An 18,637-nucleotide genomic window follows, 5' to 3' on the forward strand; every position below is an offset into this window, starting at 1 on the left:
AACTCGCGGTTGGCGTCGATCGTCACTGGCTACTGTGGGCATATTAGACTGAACGCAAGTGGGCTGGAACGGATGTCACAAGAACGGATTTATTGGTTGGCTTGGTCGCAAGTTGCGGGGGTAGGAGCGATCTTAATCGAGCGGCTCGATCGGCATTTTGGTAATCTCGCAGCTGCGTGGAATGCCGATCGTCAGCAACTACTAGCGATCGACGGGATCGGGATTCAGTCTGTCGAGCAGATCCTCACCGCTCGTGCCAAAATCGACCCCCAAACATTATTTGGCACACATTCAATCGCCAATCCCCACTGGTGGACGCGCGTCGATCCAGATTATCCCCAGTTATTGCTCGAAATTCCTTCCGCACCTGGAGTCTTGTATTACAAAGGGCAAATCGCTACCGCCAATCGGGACTATTTGCCATCGATCGCGATCGTCGGTACGCGCGATCCGTCAGATTATGGTAGACGCTGGGCGCGGAAGATCGCCACTCTACTCGCGAGTAAAGGCTATCCGATCGTCTCAGGGTTGGCACAGGGCATCGATACGGAAGCACATACCGCCTGTCTCGAAGCAGGTGGGCGGACGATCGCCGTCGTCGGGACGGGGATCGATATCGTCTACCCACCCCGCAATCAAACTCTCGCCGCCAATATTGCTCAGCATGGCTTAATTGTCAGTGAATATCCGGCTGGAACGCCACCCGATCGCGGTCATTTTCCCGCCCGCAATCGGATTATTGCAGGATTGAGTCGCGTGACGATCGTCATCGAAGCTCCGACTAGATCGGGCGCACTCATTACCGCCCATCAAGCCAATGACTTCGGACGCGATGTATACGTCCTTCCTGGCTCGATCGACAACCCCAACTCGCTAGGGTGTCTGGGACTCCTCAGTCGGGGCGCACAGCCCATCCTCGGGCTAGAACAGCTCCTCGAATTACTCTCCCTCATCCCACAATTTGACGCCCCTGCTCAACTGCAACTATTCCCTACCGGATCGCCAATTTTGCCCACTTCAGGGCTGGAGGGAACCAGCGCGATCGCCATAGCGTCAGAACTACCACCAGATCTCAGTCCAGATCTTCAGCAAATATGGTTGATTATTACCGATCGACCGACTAATTTAGACGAGATTGTCACTCGTTCCCAACTCTCGATCGCTGCTGTTTCTGGCATCCTTTTACAATTAGAGTTGCTTGGTTTGGTTACGCAGTTACCAGGGATGAGATATCAGCGGTAACTTAAATAACCGCTAACTATATCTACTGGTAGCGGCAATGTATAAATTACCGCCATAGTAGATAGATTGCGGGGACATCTGTACCAGATCTAATCCTCCTGCTGTAGTCGATTAAATTCGCTAATATTCATTAGCTGTATTTGACTGAAATTACTGCAATTGTGTCGTGAATTAGTATCTATTACTGATTTTTTGAGGTGATGGATCGACCGATCGATAGATTGAACTAATGCTATGCTCGTTGTTAAGATATTCAAATAAGATTTTTGTGAATTTTGAGTAAATTGGACACTACGCTCGGTCGATACTCCCAAAAAAAGGGTGTAGTTTCGCACAGAGTCGATTCTTAGTGCCGATCGCATCGTCTATCAAGAACTTATATTATTAGTGGCTAGATCTTTTCAACCAAGTCTACACGTTCGATTGGACGTTTATTGAAACTAGGTATATTATATGAATATCTTACTTACAAGTGTAGGTAGAAGAGTCGAATTACTCAAAGCTTTCCGGCAGTCGATGTATCGCTCGAATATTTCTGGTCAGATAATTACTGCCGATCTCAAACGTAGTGCTCCAGCATCATTTCTAGCCGATCGTGTCGAACTTGTTCCAAGAATTGACGATCCTAATTATATCGAAAAATTGTTGGATATCTGCGATCGGCATTGTATCGATTTACTCATTCCATTGATCGATACGGAGCTACATCTACTGTCACTGCATCGACAGAAATTCAAGGAGCGGGGTGTAACTCTACTCCTATCGTCAGAGAGAACCAATGAAATCTGCTTCAGCAAAAAAGAGACAGGTATTTTCTTTGCACAAATCGGTGTAAAGACTCCCAAAATACACGATCTCAGTCAAAATCTAGAGCTAACTTTTCCACTGATAGTCAAGCCCAATACAGGTAGTTCTAGTATTGGCGTACACTATGTACGAGATCGTACGGAGTTAGACTTTTTTGTCACTTATATCAAAGATGCGATCGTCCAGGAGCTGATTGTAGGCGATGAATATACGATCGACATTTTAGTCGATTTCAAAGGAAATGCGATCTCAATCGTGCCAAGATTGCGGTTGGAAACCAGAGCTGGAGAAGTTAGTAAGGGGGTCACTGTCAAAAATCCAGCATTGATTACAGCGGCAAAATATGTGGTAGACTCTTTACCTGGAGCGATCGGCTGCATCACGATTCAGTGCTTTCTACAGGCAAATGGTGAGATTGTTTTTATCGAAATCAATCCCCGCTTTGGTGGTGGTTACCCGTTATCTTATCGCGCTGGCGCAGATTTTCCTAGTTGGATCGTGCAGTCATTAGCAGGCAATAATCCGAAAGTGGCGATCGATGAATGGGAAGATGATTTAGCGATGCTCCGTTATGATGACGCGATTTTTGTCAAGGCTGATGAGCTGGCTTTATCAGCTAAAAATTGACGTCACCAACCGACATTTTGCTTGGATTATTAATGCTCGATCGCTTGAATTGTGTGAATACTCAGTATTAAATCATCAGCGATGCATAAGTTACAGGCGATCGTCTTCGATCTGGATGATACACTATATTCAGAACGAGACTTTGTATTGAGTGGCTTTCGATCGGTTGCTAAGTGGGCAGCTTTAAATTTGGAGATCGATCCAGAATTAGGATATACAACGTTATTCCAGCTTTATAGTGAGGGAGTTAGAAACAATACTTTCAATCGGTGGCTGGAGATTCATCAGATCGATCGCCCTGAAATCATCCCTGAGTTACTTAATATTTACCGTCAACATTCACCGAATATTATTCCATTTGCTGATGCGATCGATTTGTTGAAAACCCTGATTGGATCTTATCAGATTGGCTTGGTAAGCGATGGTTACTTAGCAGTGCAACAGCGAAAATGGCTGGCACTAAATTTAGATTCATTCTTTGATGCGGTAGTTTTTTCGGATAAGTTGGGTAGAGAAAATTGGAAGCCTAGTACGGCTCCGTTTGCGCTAGTATTGCAGCAATTGCAAGTATCACCACCCCTAAGTGTTTATATTGGTGACAATCCTCGCAAAGACTTCTTGGGTGCGCGCCAATTAGGGATGTATACAATCCAATTTAAACATCCTGCATCAGAATATGGGCACATCCGCCCTCCAACTCCAGCACATCAGCCACATCTCATTGCCGAATCATTTACAGAGGTATTAGGAGCGATATCTCAGATCGAGTCATCACTTCAGATCTGCTAATTTGATGCGGGGATCGACAAATTTCAAAAGTAAGTCGGCAATTAAATTTCCCACAATCAACATAATGGCACCAATCATCAAACTGCCCATCACCAGATAGAGATCCTTGGCAGTTACTCCCGCTAAAATTAGTTTACCCAGTCCCGGCCAATTAAAGAAAAATTCTGCAATAAAAGCACCACCCAATAAGCTGGCAAATTCAAAGCCAAGTAGCGTCACGAGTGGGTTGATCGCATTCCGCAGTGCGTGGACATAAATTACCCGATTTTCTGATAAGCCTTTGGCTCTAGCTGTCTGAATATAGTCTTGACGCAAGACATCCAATAATTCACCTCGGGTAATCCGTTGCAATCCCGCAAATCCCGTCGCTGTCAGCGCAATTGTGGGGAGGATCATGTGCCACAGGATATCAAGTAACTGACCGATCGCGGTTAATTCGCCATGATTGATACTAGTTCTCCCACCGACAGGTAACAGTGGCGAACAAATTTGAGCGACGATGAGTAGCGATAAGGCTGTTACAAAGCTTGGAAATCCTTGGGCGGTATAACTGATGACACGCAAGAATTTATCGATAAATTTATTTTGATTGACAGCTCCAATAATTCCCAAGGGAATCGCGATCGCCCATGTTAAAATAATGGACGCGATCGCTAGTTCTAAAGTTGCTCTAATTCGTTGTCCGATCAGCAATGTCACGGGCTGAAAGTAAAGCATACTCAAGCCCAAGTTGCCCTGGAGGGCTTGAGATAGCCATTTAAAATACTGCTGCACCAAAGTTCCAAAGTCTTTATTATCACTCAATCCAAATTGCTCCATCAGTTCCTTAATCCGTTGGGGCGTAATCTTCGGATTTTGCTTGAGCGTATCGAGAAAATTGCCTGGGGATAGCTGGACGATCGCAAAGCACAGAATTGAAGCTAGAAATAAAGTTAAGATTGCCTGGAGCGATCGCTTGACAATATACAGGAAGGTTTCACTGGTGAAAATAGCCTGAATCTGAGCTGTAATCGGGCGGTTTGAAAGGGAACGAGTCATTTTACGAGCGGGGATAGAAGCCCCACCTTCACAAGGGGGGTTGGGGGGTAGATCTCTGTATTTCTAAACACTCTCTAAAACCAAACCAAACTAAACTTTGTGGAGCCAATTTTGATAAAGTCGCTGAATTTTAGCGATGAGTGGTGGTGTGGGTGATGATATCGCAGTTGGCTCTGATTGAATATCGATTAGAAGTTTGGCTTCAGCAGTGGCTACATCTCCATCGCTGTAGATTAAGCCACTAATTGCTTCGATGAGTAGATCGTCATCATAGATCGATCGAGTTCCCAGATAGTCTTGAATCCACTGCTCGCAGTCTGTGGCGGTAACTTTGAGATTACCAGTCAACAATGAATCGATCTGGGTGTCTTGCTCCAAGTGATGTGTCTGAGCAACTTTCGCCAGATATTGGCGTTCTTGGGGTTGGATTTCACCATCGAGCCAAGCGACACCGATGAGGATTTTCATTAGCAATCGTGGTTGAGATTGAGTATCCATACGATCTACCATAGTGAGTAATTCTCTGCTCTAATTCTATGCCGATCGCTACTGACATGGCTGCCAAATTTCCTGCCGATACGATTGCCAATCTCGATCGCGTCGATAAAATGTGGCAAAATTTGCGTCAGGGACAGATTTCCCCACCAGAAATGGTCGTTTCAAGCGATGAATTTTTAAAAACCACCGATTTCGAGATCGCGATCGCGGGTGGTACATTGGGAATTATCCTCGCGGCGGCTCTCCAACGGCGTGGTTTCCAAGTGGTTGTCATCGAGCGGGGAGAACTTCAAGGGCGAGTGCAGGAGTGGAATATCTCGCGCGCCGAATTGATGGTGCTAGTAGAGATGGAACTACTATCTGAGGCAGAATTAGCAATTGCGATCGTCACTGAGTACAACCCAGCCCGCATCTCTTTTCCCAATACACCCGATATTTGGGTGCGCGATGTGTTGAATATTGGCGTAGATCCCATCTATCTACTCGCCACCCTCAAGGCAAAATTTTTGGATGCTGGGGGTAAGTTACTCGAATATACCTCATGCGATCGAGTCACGATTCATCCGAATGGTGTCGAAATTGCTGTTAAGGATGCAACATTGACTAGTAAGTTATTCATTGATGCGATGGGACATTTTTCCCCAATTGCAGCCCAAGCGAGAGCTGGTGTCAAACCGGAGGGTATTTGTCTGGTAGTTGGGAGCTGTGCGACGGGATACCCGCTCAATGAGACGGGTGATATTTTTGCGGCGATTACCCCCATCCAACATCAGTGTCAGTATTTCTGGGAAGCATTTCCCGCACGAGATGGGCGCACGACTTATCTATTTACCTACATGGATGCACATCCTGACAGGTTTAGTTTAGAATTTCTGTTTGAGGAATACTTGCGATTACTGCCGACATATCAGCAAGTCGAATTATCCCAGCTCAATTTTGGGCGATGTCTATTTGGCTGCTTTCCCTCCTATCGCGATAGTCCGCTGAAACTATCATCCGATCGAGTCTTATTAATTGGCGATAGTAGTGGTAGTCAATCTCCAGTGAGTTTCGGGGGTTTTGGCGCGATGATTCGTCATTTGTCTAGACTGACTAGTGGGATTGAAATGGCGATTCATGCTGATGCCCTCAGTCATCGCGATCTCCAATTACTCCAACCTTACCAGCCCAACATTGCCGTTACGTGGATGTTTCAACGTGCTATGAGTGTGGGGATAAACCAACACATCAATCCTGATCGGATCAATAATTTATTAGCAGCAGTATTCCAGTCAATGCAGTACTTAGGCGATGATGTCCTCCGTCCCTTTCTGCAAGATGTCGTCCAGTTTCCGGCACTCTCCCGCACATTATTTCAAACCTCACTTTCTAGTCCCCAAGCTGTCATTCCGATCGTCCCTCATGTGGGTGTCATGACGTTACTCGATTGGTTGATTAACTATCTTAATTTGGGTACATATAGCCAACTCTATCCACTTGCCCAATTAGTTAGCCCATTACTCGCCCAACTGCCACCATCGCAACAGTATTATTATCAACAACTTTTGCAAGCATGGAAATATGGATCTGGAAACGATCTTCATAAGTAGCATAGATGCAATAAGTTGTCAGATAGATTGTACCTAGAACCTAGCTGGTGAGCAGTGCCCACATCATACTATACCGCTTCAATCGTGGAAATATAGTTCAGGAAAAGATCTTCATAAGTAGGTATTGCAATCCTAAGTTAGATCCTCTGCTTGCAACTTTGGTGCGTTACGGCTGTCGCCTAACACACCCGACATTTACCATCCACCATTCACCATCCACCATTCACCATCCACCAAATGACTACTCCCCTAGATCGATTCATCGCTGAAATAAACAAACCAGATCGAGATATTGACTTATCAACATCTGCATTATATGTCGCCCAAATTGAGTATCCAGATTTAGAGATCGATCGCTACCTACGAATTTTAGACTCGATGGGAGCCGAAGTAGCGAAAAGATTGCCCGAAACACAGTACCCGCTCAAAGTCATCCAAACTATCAATGAATATCTGTACACAGAACTCAAGTTTTATGGTAATGGCACTGATTATTATAATCCCTGCAATAGCTTCCTCAATGATGTCATCGATCGCCGTACTGGGATTCCGATCTCATTAGCCCTAATGTATCTACATATCGCTAAATCGATCGACTTCCCGATGGTAGGGATTGGAATGCCCGGACATTTTTTGATTCGTCCCAACTTTGAAGGCGCGGGGATATTTGTAGATGTCTTCAATCGCGGCGAGATCTTATTTGTGGAAGACTGTCGGCAAAAATTGATGGATATCTATCAACAAGATATTCCCTTCTTACCGCCAGAAATCCTTCAACCAATTACCAATCGGCAGTTTTTGCTCCGAATGCTCAATAACTTAGTCGCGATTTATCTCACTCAACCAGATTTCGATCGCGCATTGATTATCAAAACCTGGATCGAGCAGATCCCCGTGTAGCTCTAAACCGCTCCAAATTATCCGCCCCTTACCCCCTAAAATGAACTAATAACTCCCTCCGTGTTGCTCCGTGCAACCTCCGTGCCCCGCTGTGTTAAAAGAGAATACTAGCATCCCTACAGACATCAACTATGCTCTAGTCCACGAATGGCTGACACCCCAAGCCACTGGCGGCTCAGAACTAGTAGTCAAAGAAATCTTGCAATGTATCGACGCCGATCTTTATGCCCTGATTGACTTTGAATCCACCAATCCCGCTAGTTACCTCTACAATCGCCAAATTGGCACCACCTTCCTCCAAAACTTACCTGGAGCCGAAAGGGGGATTCAGAAATACTTGCCCTTAATGCCGATCGCGATCGAACAGTTGGACTTGCGGCATTATGATGTGATTCTATCCTCCGCCCATGCAGTCGCCAAAGGCATCCTCACTACACCCCAACAATTGCATCTGTGCTATTGCCATACGCCCATGCGCTATGCTTGGGACTTGACTTTTGATTATTTACACCAAAGTCGGCTCGGAGACGGCATCCCTGGCATCCTTACCCGCTACCTTTTGCATCGCTTGCGCCAGTGGGATGTCCTCTCTGCCAATCGGGTAGATTATTTTATTGCCAACTCTCATTTTACAGCCAGCCGGATTTGGCGATGCTATCGCCGCCTGGCCGATGTGATTTATCCCCCAGTCAAGATCGACAGGTTTACGTGTCAAGCTGACAAAGAAGACTTTTACTTGACAGTTTGTCGTCTAGTCGGTTACAAGCAGGTCGCACTCATTGTCGAAGCCTTTAATCTCAATGGGAGAGAGCTAGTGGTGATTGGTACGGGCACTGAATTACAAAAATTGCAACAAATTGCCAAATCTAACGTCAGAGTAATCGGGTTCTGCCCTGACTCAGTTGTCCAAGATTATTTAGCTCGTGCCAAAGCATTTGTCTATGCAGCTTGCGAAGATTTTGGTATTGTATTGGTAGAAGCACAGGCTTGTGGTACGCCAGTTGTCGCTTATGGTGTTGGCGGTGCTGCTGAAACTGTGTTGGATATTCGCGCGCATCCCGATGGTGGCACGGGAATCCTCTTTCCTACTCAAACTACAGCAGCGATAGTTGAGGCGATCTCCATCTTTGAAACTTACCACGATCGGTTTCAAGCCGAGGTGATTCGCGCCCATGCCGAAGGTTTTGCGACGCCAGTTTTTCAATCCCAATATCTGAGTTTAGTCGATCGCTACTATCACCAGTGGAAATTGGGAGCTAAATCGCTGGTCTTGTGAAGTCTGAGTGACTCAAAAGCATGGACAATCGAGCGGTGAGAGTGGGTTTTTTTTCTGTATAATCTGGGAAATATTGGTGATAGAGTGAAATTGAGGAGTAAAATGACCGCAAATAGTCAACCTATTGCCAGTACGACCGTCAAGTCGGTAGCCCTAAAAATAGCGCATCTCAAATCTAGCGATGTTGTCAAGCGGCTATTTGATATTGTCTTCTCGCTCTCAGTGCTGGTGTTGTGCGCCCCAATCTACCTAGTGTTAGCTGTCGCGATCGCTTGTACTTCATCAGGCTCGATTTTTTACATCCAAGAACGCGTCGGTAGGCATCATCGCCACTTTGGCTGTATCAAATTTAGGACAATGATCCCGGATGCCGATCGACTATTGCATGAGATGATGGCATCGTCAGAAGACCTGCGTCAAGAGTTTTCCGAAAATTTCAAGCTCAAGGAAGACCCGCGAATTACGCGGATTGGTAAGTTCTTGCGAACCACGAACTTAGATGAGTTTCCGCAATTTATCAATGTCCTCAAAGGCGAGATGAGTGTAGTGGGTCCGCGTCCGCTCGTACCTGAAGAAATCGAACGATATGGAAATCAGATCGATCGAGTATTGACGATTAGACCAGGGATTACAGGATTATGGCAAGTTTCCGGTCGCAACGATCTCCCCTACGCCAAACGAATTCGGATCGATGTCAGCTACGTCAAGCGGCGTAGCTTTTGGCTGGATCTGCGGATCGTATGCAAAACTGTACTCTTAACGGTAATACCCAAAAATAATGGGGCATATTAAAAGTAGCGAATATCTCTCGGTGAAAAACTGATAAGATGCGATCGCACTTGGGATATATGATGATGGGACAGTTAGACCCCAACGACCTTACCAATCGCTGAAGAACGATTAAAATGACAGAAACAAAACGTGCATTAATTACTGGTATTACTGGTCAAGATGGCTCTTATCTAGCCGAACTCCTGCTCGAAAAAGGATACGAAGTTCATGGCATCATCCGGCGGACATCGACTTTCAATACCGATCGGATCGAACACCTGTACCAAGACCCCCATACACCTGGGGCAAAACTCTTTCTCCACTACGGCGACTTAGCCGACGGCGTGACCCTCCGCCGCCTCCTCGAACTCACCCAGCCCCAAGAAGTCTACAACCTCGGTGCCCAATCCCACGTTCGAGTGAGCTTCGACGCCCCCGAGTATACCGTCGATACAGTCGCGATGGGTGCGTTGCGGTTGCTCGAAGCCATTCGTGATTACGAACAGCGGACTAAACTCCAAGTCCGCTATTATCAAGCTGGCTCGTCCGAAATGTATGGATTGGTGCAAGAAGTCCCGCAGTCAGAAACTACGCCGTTTTACCCCCGCAGCCCCTACGCCTGCGGCAAACTCTTCGCGCACTGGCAAACGATCAACTATCGCGAATCGTATAATATCTTTGGCTGTAACGGGATCTTGTTCAATCACGAATCACCTCGGCGTGGTGAAACCTTCGTTACCCGCAAAATTACTCGCGCGATCGCCCGCATTGTTGCCAAGCAACAGGATAAACTCTACTTGGGCAATCTCGAATCAAAACGGGATTGGGGCTATGCCAAGGATTATGTCGTCGCCATGTGGCTGATGCTGCAACAGGAGCAGCCCGATGACTATGTGATTGCCACTGGTGAAACCCACGCTATCCACGAGTTTTTGACAGTTGCATTCGATTATGTCAATCTCAATTGGCAAGATTATGTCGAGTTTGACGCCCGCTATTTGCGTCCAGCCGAAGTTGAATTACTGATTGGCGACCCCACCAAAGCCCACCAACAGCTCGGTTGGAAACCATCGGTCACTTTTACCGAACTAGTCCACCTGATGGTCGATACCGATCTTCATGCCCTCGGATTGAAGTCGCCAAATTATGTCGGTGAAGAGACATTACCCGATGTGGCGATCGTCCGTCAAGCACTAGCTACCATGCACGATTAGAACGTTGCACAGTTGCCGTTCTCAGCGTCAACCATGTTGACTCCCATACCGAGCATGTTGGCTGGGGCGGAGCTGTATCCGCCCCAGCCAAGGTTTGGAGCGGGTGACTACTGTCTAGATTTGGGGCGACTTGGCAGCGTCAAATATTTACGCTTTCTGACGTAGTTATTAATACCCGCTTTTACAGTTAACATTTAGACACCCGCATTAATCGAATTTATGACAAATCTAGATTTATCTACTAAGCGTATTCTCGTTACTGGAGGTGCCGGATTTCTCGGAGCACAAGTCATTAGCCAGCTACTAGCGGCTGGTGCCAATCGTGCTCACATTACAGTCCCGAGATCTGCCGATTGTGACTTGCGGGTACTCGCCAACTGCCACACAGCAGTCAAAGACCAAGACATCATCGTCCACCTCGCAGCACATGTAGGGGGAATTGGTTTAAATCAACTCAAACCAGCCGAATTATTTTATGACAACTTGATGATGGGTACCCAACTCATTCATGCCGCTTATCAAGCGGGAGTTGGCAAATTTGTATGCGTTGGCACAATTTGTGCCTATCCCAAGTTTACACCCGTACCATTCAAAGAAGCAGATCTCTGGAATGGTTATCCCGAAGAAACTAATGCCCCTTATGGTGTTGCTAAAAAAGCGTTATTAGTACAATTGCAATCATATCGTCAGCAATATGGATTTAATGGTATTTATCTCTTGCCTGTGAATCTATATGGCCCTGCTGATAACTTCAAACCTGAGAGTTCGCATGTCATTCCCGCCTTAATTCGGAAGGTACATGAGGCGCAGCAAGCTGGAGACAAGCAGATTCCAGTCTGGGGTGACGGTAGTCCCAGTCGCGAGTTTATTTATGTCGATGATGCCGCGCGAGGGATTGCGATCGCCACTACTAGTTACGATCGCGAAGATCCCGTCAATCTTGGTACCAACTATGAAATTACGATTAAGGATTTGATTACTCTCATCTGTAAATTGATGGACTACCAAGGCGAGATCGTCTGGCAAACTGATAAGCCAAATGGACAACCGCGTCGCTGTTTGGATACTCAAAAAGCGAGAGAGTATTTTGGATTTACTGCCAAAGTTGATATCGAATCAGGCTTGAAAAACACGATCGATTGGTATCGGACTCACGCTGTATAAGTACGCTCAACCGATCGAAAGGTAGGGCAATTCATTAATTTCCCCGATTTTTGATGATGCAAGTCTCACGCAATCCAATATCTACGAGGCTAGATTCCCGACTGCTTGGAGAAGTCGGGGAGCTGATGTGCTGTTGATTTGGCGGCTACTTTTTCGCTACCATGTCCGCGTACCGCTCGAAACATCCCAAATCGGCACAGTCCCGCGCCAAATGCCAGCCGCATCAATAAAATCGTCGGTACCTCCCGCACAGATTTGATAAACCCACCGACCCCAAAGCTCACCAATCCTTTTGGTCTGACAATTCCCTGCCAGACCGAATCCAGCCAAGAGGGGAGAGTCTGCTCCGTCCAATCTGCGGTAGTTACCTGCCCCTCTACCAAGCCTGTCGCTGCCAACAGCTCTGAAAAGCCCTCAATACTCGCAAAGGCTGGGTGCGACCACTGATCGAGTAGTTGCTGCATCACGGGTTTTTCCCACCAATTGAGCGAAATTTGGCGAGCGTCGCGTTGGTTCCAATCTGCCACTACCAGCACCCCACCTGGCTTGAGTACCCGCAGCAACTCTTTCGCAAATACCGCTTTGTCAGGCATGTGTGGGCCAGCTTCGATCGACCAGACCACATCAAAACTCGCATCGGGAAAGGATAGTGCCATCGCATCATCCACCTGAAAATGGACATCTAGTTCCGGTGGCGTAAGCTGCCCAGCGCGTTGCACTTGCTGCGGACTGATCGTAATCCCCGTCACTGCGAACCCATAATCTCGCCCTAGAATCCGACTGCTACCGCCAATCCCACAACCCACATCCAGCACACTAGTACCTGCTGGCAACCGAGCTAGACCGCCCCACCGCACCATTTCATGCACAAAATCAGCTTTAGCCGCCAGAAAATCTCGCTGTTGTGGCGGTGAGCCATAATAACCTAAGTGAATATGTTCGCCCCAATAAAACTCCAAAATGCCATCTTCAGTCCAATCATCATAGGAAGTAGCAACAGATTTGGCAGACTGATAAGGACGAGCTGTCAGCAGATAGATAGACAGCCCAAGTGTCAGGATTGCTAGAAAGATTACCAGCGCAGATAGTAATAAATTCATTGGGAGCGAACCTCAAAGTTTGGATAATTGAGTGATTAACAGGAGCGGGATCTTAATCGTAATTATTTGGAACTTACTGGAACTGGTTGCAATTTAGATGTTACGTCTATAGCTGCTGTTGCGACACTGCGATCGAATGATTCGATTGATATCAAACTATCGGTAGCAGCATCCCACAAGATAAATTTGGCACAATCGAGCATGTCACCGAGTCTTAATGTTTTGACATTCGAGAGTAGATGTCGATTGCGATCGTGACAAGCTGCCAGATGATAGTTAGGGATGCGTTCGGACAGATGATGAATATTGTGATAGCCGATATCGGCGGTAAACCAGTTGAGGATTGCTGGTAATTTTAGATAGCTGCTACCTTCAAGCGCACCCAATAGATAATCCCAATCGGCATTTTTGTGAGCGTAAGTCCCCTCAAAAATATGCTGCACGAAAAATAGATAAATAAAGATGACTGCCGCAATCGTCAAGACGATCGAGTACATACTCAAGAAGAAACCTGCTCCCAAAACATGGCTGAGTATTATCCAGCTACTCAATACACAGATATTGTTCAACAACAGATCCCAAAATTCGCCTGTCGATTGCCAGTGCTTGGATTTGTGAGTGGAGACAATTTCGGCTAAACCGAGCCTCGGAGTGCGACCAAAGCCAGTAGCTACATGACTGAAAAAACCATAAATACCGAGTACCAAGGTCAGTCTCGGCTGAATTGCGAGATAGAAAAACCCACCAGGAATAGCCATCAATGGATGACGTAGCAATTCATAAAACTGGCGATCGGCTGAACTTAGCTGCGAAAACTCTTCAGTAGAGATAAAATCAGCTACCCCGCGATACCGCTCCCAATCGCCATTAGTTTTGTGGTGATAAGCATGATCTCGCGACCATGCATAGGGCGGAATTGCATTGATAATTCCTAGCACAAACCCTACACATCTATTCACTTTTTTGGAACTAAAGAGTGAATAATGTCCGCAATCATGCATCAGTGAAAAGCACCGTACTGAAAATAGTGCCATCAAAATAACGATCGGTATCAGCAACCATCCAGAAATCGGGAAAACTTGAATTGCCAGAACCCACAACAGTAAGTAAGGAACCACAGTATTTAACACCTGATACGTTGCCCATAGATCGTTACTCTTCATATATGGATTGAGCACGAAATCAGACTTTTTTATTGCAGTTTCCATTGAATAAAATACCTTTGATAAGTAAACATCATCAAGCTGAATTCTGGCGAAGATCTTTAGGTAACTTCGCTTCCAAATTAACGTTAACTCGCGATCGTCACTCCCATAATCAGCGGCACGATTTGAGGCAATCGGTTACGAACACTGCCTACAATTAGCCGACAACTAACACTAGAGCAATAAAGATCGATCGGAATACTATTGATGACAATCGCGAACGACTTAAAGTGCCGCCACTTGCTGTTATTTGACCTGCGCTCGGATTAGCGAACCTGGCAAACACCACAACTTTCTGGGCATACTGACAAAAGCGCGACGCGTAAACACATCATAATCATTGCGCTCAATCGAGTCGAGAATCTGTTGATAGAGCAATAAAGCCGCCCAAACTGGCCACCGCACATCAGGACTCAATCGGCTAATGCCACTTTCTGCTTGTTGATAATATTTGCGAGCGCGTTGGATCTGAAACTTCATTAACGCCCGCCAATTGTCATTGACCACCTGATTCATCAAATCTGTCTCGGTATAGTTGAACAAAGCCAACTCATCCAAAGGCAAATAAATCCGCCCCCGCTCGGAATCCTCCCCCACATCTCTCAAAATATTGGTCAACTGCTTGCCAATCCCCAGAGCTACAGCCTGTTCGGTGGGAATATCCCGATGATGCTCGCTCCAGGGTGCAGTAAATTGACTTTCATCGACACCGACGATCGCATTGGACATCAACCCCACTGTACCCGCAACCCGATAGCAATACAGCGATAATTCTTCAAAGCTGTAGTACCGATTTTTGCGGAGATCCATCCGTTGTCCGGTAATCATATCCCGAAATGGTTGAATCTCCAGATCCGGAAATCTGGCGATCGTATCGACCAGTGCTACATCGTATTTATCAGTTGGGATACCCCTAAATATCCCTTCCAACTGGCTCTCCCAGCGATCGAGTGTCGCTGGTGTCGTCTCATCTGCATCTGCTCCATCCACCAGTTCATCGGTATTGCGACACCAGGCATAAATTGCCCAAATTGCCCGCCGCTTGGGGACTGACATCAATAGTGTCGCCAAATAAAAGGTTTTGCCGTATTCAGCAGTTATTTGACGACAGAGTTCATACGATTCCTCGGTTGATGTTAGCATTGTCACGATCGATAGGGACTTTTCCAGTTGCAGCATTTCAGAGAGGGTAGGGGGTCGGCAGGTAGGGGAGTGAAAGTGTGAATTGTTGGAGCGATGGCGGTTGATTTCGCGAACAACACTTCGCTATTGTGACACGCTCCTTTCGATCCGCCACCCCCTACTTCTACATGGCAGTAGCTAGCGGTTTTGCTACTACGGGTTGATAATTCGCAATCTCCTGTGCTGCAAGCTTACCAGAAAGTACCGCACCTTCCATACTCCCCAGATACTCTTGCATCGTGTAACTACCAGCTAGAAAGAAATTGGCAATTGGGGTCGATTGGCTCGGGCGGCAATCTTGCCGCCCTGGAGATGCAGTATAAACCGATCTGGGTGTCTTCACTACCTTCGATTTACGTAATTTAGCAGGATTGTCACCCGTCAAATGCTGTGGGAACAAGCGTTCTAGTTCGGTCATAGTAGCGGCGACGATCTCCCGATCCGATCGCTCGATCCAGTCTTTGGCAGGCGCGATAATCAGTTCGAGCATAGACTTGTCCGGATCTTCATACTCCTTGCAAGCGACACTCATGTCGGCATATACACTGAGAATATCCGATCGCGAGAACAAAAGATGATCGATATCTGTCAACTTGCGATCGAACCACAGATGCAAGTTGATCACTGGTACGCCTTCTAGTTCCTGCATCTTCTCAAAGAACTCGATCTCCCGCCATGGTGCGGGCATTAAGGTCTTGATGACATCCACAGGCATCGCCGAGACATAGGCATCTGCCACGACAATTTCATCTGGTTGACCGTTGAGTCCGCGCATCACAAAATGTTTGACCGTACCATCATCGTCTAGGACGATTTGTTTGAGCGGTCGTTCCATCCGAATTTCGCCACCACGGGCTTGAAAATGCTCCACGATAGGCTGACACAAGCGTTCGGTCGGCGACCCATCTAAAAAGGCGATTTTAGAGCCATAGCGTTCTTTCAAGAACTTATTGATCGCTGTCAACGGAATCGTCGCTGACACATCATCAGGATTGATAAAAGTCAGAGCTTTGGATGCTGCGACAAAAATATCTGAATTGACGCGATCGTCAATTCCCTGCCGTCGGAGCCATTCAAGTAGGCTATATTTGTCCATGTCTTCGACATACTTCTGTCCGCGCAGGACGGCAGGCCACAATCCAAGTGCAAACTTGATTTTTTGTTCCCAGGTGAGCATGTCATTGTTTCGGAGGATCGAAACGATGACGTTAAATGGGGCTGGGATGTCCGGCACGCTGAAATATGAATATTTGCCTGGTTTCTCTGGCTGATTGAAAATCAGCGCGTGTTCTTTCCATTGCAGATGGTCTTCAATCCCCAGTTCGTTCATCAACTGGAGCATGTTGGGATAAGCCCCGAAGAAGGCATGGAGTCCCGTTTCGTACCAGTCACCATCTTCATCCTGCCAAGCCGCAACTAAACCGCCCAGGACATCCCGACTTTCAAACAAGATGGGGGTATGTCCGGCATCTGATAAATATTTAGCACAAGCTAGTCCGGCTAAACCTGCTCCTGCAATGGCTACACGCATCTATTCCTACTACCCCTATACGATCGATGTTCTGATGAATACTCTTATCAGTTTAATTATATTTGCATTTCTTTACAATTTAACTTTCTAGGTGGCGAGTTTGGGGCGACGGGCGATCTCGTCATGTCTAATCTGCTGGTAATAAGCGCAGCAGTAGACGGAGAGAATTGGTGGGATGCGAGTTTTGCTGGTGTGGGCAGAACCCGGATCTGGGGGTACTGTCTTGTCTCGCTAAACCCTCGGCAAAGCCGAGGAGCGCGAGCCGCCGACCCCCAGACCCCCCGTTGAGGAGCGGAGTGCCGCCCCTCAAACTCCCCTGCACAAGGGTCGATCCGTGGGCAGCGATTCGCGCTTCGCATTAGCTTCGCCTGGGAATCGATCTGTGAGTGGAGTCGATCGATCGCAAATCCTTATCCCGAACTGGCGTTATTTAGCAATTTGCTTAACCATCGATCGGACTTTGGAAATCGCCATTAAAAACTGAGTAATCGGTTCAACCTCGATCTAATAGCGGCGAGATCGGCAATTCAAGCATCTGCCAATCAATTAGGATAGAATAAACAGCCCACACCCCACACTCACCATGCAAGTTAAAGCCGCCGTTGCGTTCCAAGCAGGCAAACCTCTAGAAATTACGACCGTCGATCTGGCACCACCCCAGGCGGGAGAAGTATTAGTCGAGATTAAGGCGACTGGAGTCTGTCATACCGATGCTTATACGCTCTCTGGAGCTGACCCAGAAGGCTTGTTTCCGGCAATTTTGGGACATGAGGGGGCGGGGGTCGTGGTCGAGGTCGGGGCGGGGGTCACGAGTCTGCAAGTGGGCGATCGAGTGATTCCGCTCTATGTGCCGGAGTGCCGGAATTGTGATTATTGTCTCAGCGGCAAAACCAATCTTTGTCAAGCGATTCGGATTACTCAGGGACAGGGGGTGATGCCAAATGGGAGCAGTCGTTTTTCCTATGAGGGGCAAATGTTGCACCACTATATGGGGACTTCTACTTTTGCCAACTATACGGTGGTTCCCGAAATTGCGTTGGCGAAAATTCGTCCCGATGCACCGTTTGAGAAGGTGTGTCTGATCGGGTGTGGGGTGACAACGGGGATTGGTGCGGTGATCAATACTGCCAAAGTCGAAGTGGGTGCGAATGTGGTGGTGTTCGGGTTGGGTGGTGTGGGTTTGAATGTGATTCAAGCAGCGCGGATGGTGGGAGCAGATCGGATCGTCGGTGTGGATATCAATCCAGCTAAACGCGCTCTGGCTGAAAAGTTTGGGATGACTCATTTTGTCAATCCGCAGGAAGTGGAGGGCGATCTGGTGCCCTATCTAGTGGATCTGACTAAAGGTGGTGCGGACTATACTTTTGAATGTACGGGCAATGTCAATTTGATGCGTCAAGCTCTCGAATGCTGTCACAAAGGGTGGGGTGTGAGTGTTGTTGTCGGCGTAGCTGGAGCTGGGCAAGAAATCGCCACCAGACCCTTTCAATTGGTGACGGGACGGGTTTGGAAGGGCACGGCTTTTGGTGGGTCTAAGGGGCGGACTGATGTGCCGAAAATCGTTGATTGGTATATGGAGGGGAAGATTAATATCGACGATCTGGTGAGTAGTGTGATGCCGATCGATCGCGTCAATGATGCCTTTGCGGCGATGCGTGATGGTAAAGCCATTCGATCGATCCTCACGTTCTAGTCTTGGCTTTG

17 protein-coding genes are annotated in these 18,637 nt (G+C 47.2%); 11 read left to right on the top strand and 6 right to left on the bottom strand.

The features are described 5' to 3' along the window. Nucleotides 1-72: 72 nt before the first annotated feature. From dprA to ACEW9I_RS07050, 3 genes are all read left to right on the top strand, one after another. Nucleotides 73-1,242, top strand: coding sequence for a DNA-processing protein DprA (dprA, locus tag ACEW9I_RS07040; RefSeq protein WP_373539642.1), 1,170 nt, complete (start codon nt 73-75; stop codon nt 1,240-1,242). Between the two features lie 453 nt (nt 1,243-1,695). Continuing rightward, nucleotides 1,696-2,676, top strand: a complete 981-nt coding sequence (locus ACEW9I_RS07045) for an ATP-grasp domain-containing protein (protein ID WP_373539643.1) — start codon at nt 1,696-1,698, stop codon at nt 2,674-2,676. 81 nt (nt 2,677-2,757) lie between these two features. Beyond that, entirely contained in the window at nt 2,758-3,465 is a 708-nt protein-coding gene (locus ACEW9I_RS07050) for an HAD family hydrolase (protein WP_373539644.1), read from the top strand. Here ACEW9I_RS07050 and ACEW9I_RS07055 read toward each other — a convergent pair. Next, nucleotides 3,448-4,503, bottom strand: coding sequence for an ABC transporter permease (locus tag ACEW9I_RS07055; protein ID WP_373539645.1), 1,056 nt, complete (start codon nt 4,501-4,503; stop codon nt 3,448-3,450). The two genes, ACEW9I_RS07050 and ACEW9I_RS07055, sit on opposite strands and share 18 nt — an antisense overlap. A 90-nt stretch (nt 4,504-4,593) precedes the next feature. Continuing rightward, nucleotides 4,594-5,001, bottom strand: a complete 408-nt coding sequence (locus tag ACEW9I_RS07060) for a TerB family tellurite resistance protein (RefSeq protein ID WP_373539646.1) — start codon at nt 4,999-5,001, stop codon at nt 4,594-4,596. A gap of 38 nt (nt 5,002-5,039) precedes the next feature. On the opposite strand from ACEW9I_RS07060, the gene ACEW9I_RS07065 reads away from it, so the two are divergent. From ACEW9I_RS07065 to ACEW9I_RS07095, 7 genes are all read left to right on the top strand, one after another. Next, nucleotides 5,040-6,590: an NAD(P)/FAD-dependent oxidoreductase gene (locus tag ACEW9I_RS07065; RefSeq protein ID WP_373539647.1), complete on the top strand. Its 1,551-nt coding sequence runs from the start codon at nt 5,040-5,042 to the stop codon at nt 6,588-6,590. Nucleotides 6,591-6,827: 237 nt separating this feature from the next. Then, nucleotides 6,828-7,490 (top strand): SirB1 family protein, encoded by a 663-nt coding sequence (locus ACEW9I_RS07070; RefSeq protein ID WP_373539648.1) that lies wholly within the window; start codon nt 6,828-6,830, stop codon nt 7,488-7,490. A gap of 91 nt (nt 7,491-7,581) precedes the next feature. Then, nucleotides 7,582-8,766, top strand: a complete 1,185-nt coding sequence (locus tag ACEW9I_RS07075; RefSeq protein ID WP_373539649.1) for a glycosyltransferase — start codon at nt 7,582-7,584, stop codon at nt 8,764-8,766. A gap of 102 nt (nt 8,767-8,868) precedes the next feature. Continuing rightward, complete coding sequence (locus tag ACEW9I_RS07080; protein ID WP_373539650.1) at nt 8,869-9,558, top strand: sugar transferase; 690 nt, start codon at nt 8,869-8,871, stop codon at nt 9,556-9,558. A gap of 113 nt (nt 9,559-9,671) precedes the next feature. Next, nucleotides 9,672-10,751 carry a GDP-mannose 4,6-dehydratase gene (gene gmd / locus ACEW9I_RS07085; protein WP_373539651.1) on the top strand — a complete coding sequence of 360 codons (1,080 nt, stop codon included), beginning with the start codon at nt 9,672-9,674 and terminating at the stop codon, nt 10,749-10,751. Between the two features lie 33 nt (nt 10,752-10,784). Continuing rightward, nucleotides 10,785-10,916, top strand: coding sequence for a hypothetical protein (locus tag ACEW9I_RS07090; protein ID WP_373539652.1), 132 nt, complete (start codon nt 10,785-10,787; stop codon nt 10,914-10,916). Between the two features lie 54 nt (nt 10,917-10,970). Continuing rightward, nucleotides 10,971-11,915 carry a GDP-L-fucose synthase family protein gene (locus ACEW9I_RS07095; RefSeq protein WP_373539653.1) on the top strand — a complete coding sequence of 315 codons (945 nt, stop codon included), beginning with the start codon at nt 10,971-10,973 and terminating at the stop codon, nt 11,913-11,915. Between the two features lie 89 nt (nt 11,916-12,004). Here ACEW9I_RS07095 and ACEW9I_RS07100 read toward each other — a convergent pair whose 3' ends face one another. The 4 genes from ACEW9I_RS07100 to pds form a co-directional block, all read right to left on the bottom strand. Next, nucleotides 12,005-13,015 carry a methyltransferase domain-containing protein gene (locus ACEW9I_RS07100; protein WP_373539654.1) on the bottom strand — a complete coding sequence of 337 codons (1,011 nt, stop codon included), beginning with the start codon at nt 13,013-13,015 and terminating at the stop codon, nt 12,005-12,007. A 62-nt stretch (nt 13,016-13,077) separates the two neighbouring features. Further along, nucleotides 13,078-14,223: a fatty acid desaturase gene (locus tag ACEW9I_RS07105; protein WP_373539655.1), complete on the bottom strand. Its 1,146-nt coding sequence runs from the start codon at nt 14,221-14,223 to the stop codon at nt 13,078-13,080. 243 nt (nt 14,224-14,466) lie between these two features. Beyond that, nucleotides 14,467-15,399, bottom strand: coding sequence for a phytoene synthase (locus ACEW9I_RS07110; protein WP_373539656.1), 933 nt, complete (start codon nt 15,397-15,399; stop codon nt 14,467-14,469). 127 nt (nt 15,400-15,526) lie between these two features. Next, the gene (pds, locus tag ACEW9I_RS07115) at nt 15,527-16,933 is read right to left on the bottom strand and encodes a 15-cis-phytoene desaturase (protein WP_373539657.1); all 1,407 of its coding nucleotides are present in this window, start codon (nt 16,931-16,933) and stop codon (nt 15,527-15,529) included. 583 nt (nt 16,934-17,516) lie between these two features. Between pds and ACEW9I_RS07120 the strand changes: the two genes are divergently transcribed. Then, on the top strand, nt 17,517-18,626 hold the full coding sequence (locus tag ACEW9I_RS07120; protein WP_373539658.1) for an S-(hydroxymethyl)glutathione dehydrogenase/class III alcohol dehydrogenase: 1,110 nt from the start codon (nt 17,517-17,519) through the stop codon (nt 18,624-18,626). Nucleotides 18,627-18,637: the final 11 nt, after the last annotated feature.

Source organism: Chamaesiphon sp. (genome assembly GCF_041738855.1).
Lineage (GTDB): Bacteria > Cyanobacteriota > Cyanobacteriia > Cyanobacteriales > Chamaesiphonaceae > Chamaesiphon.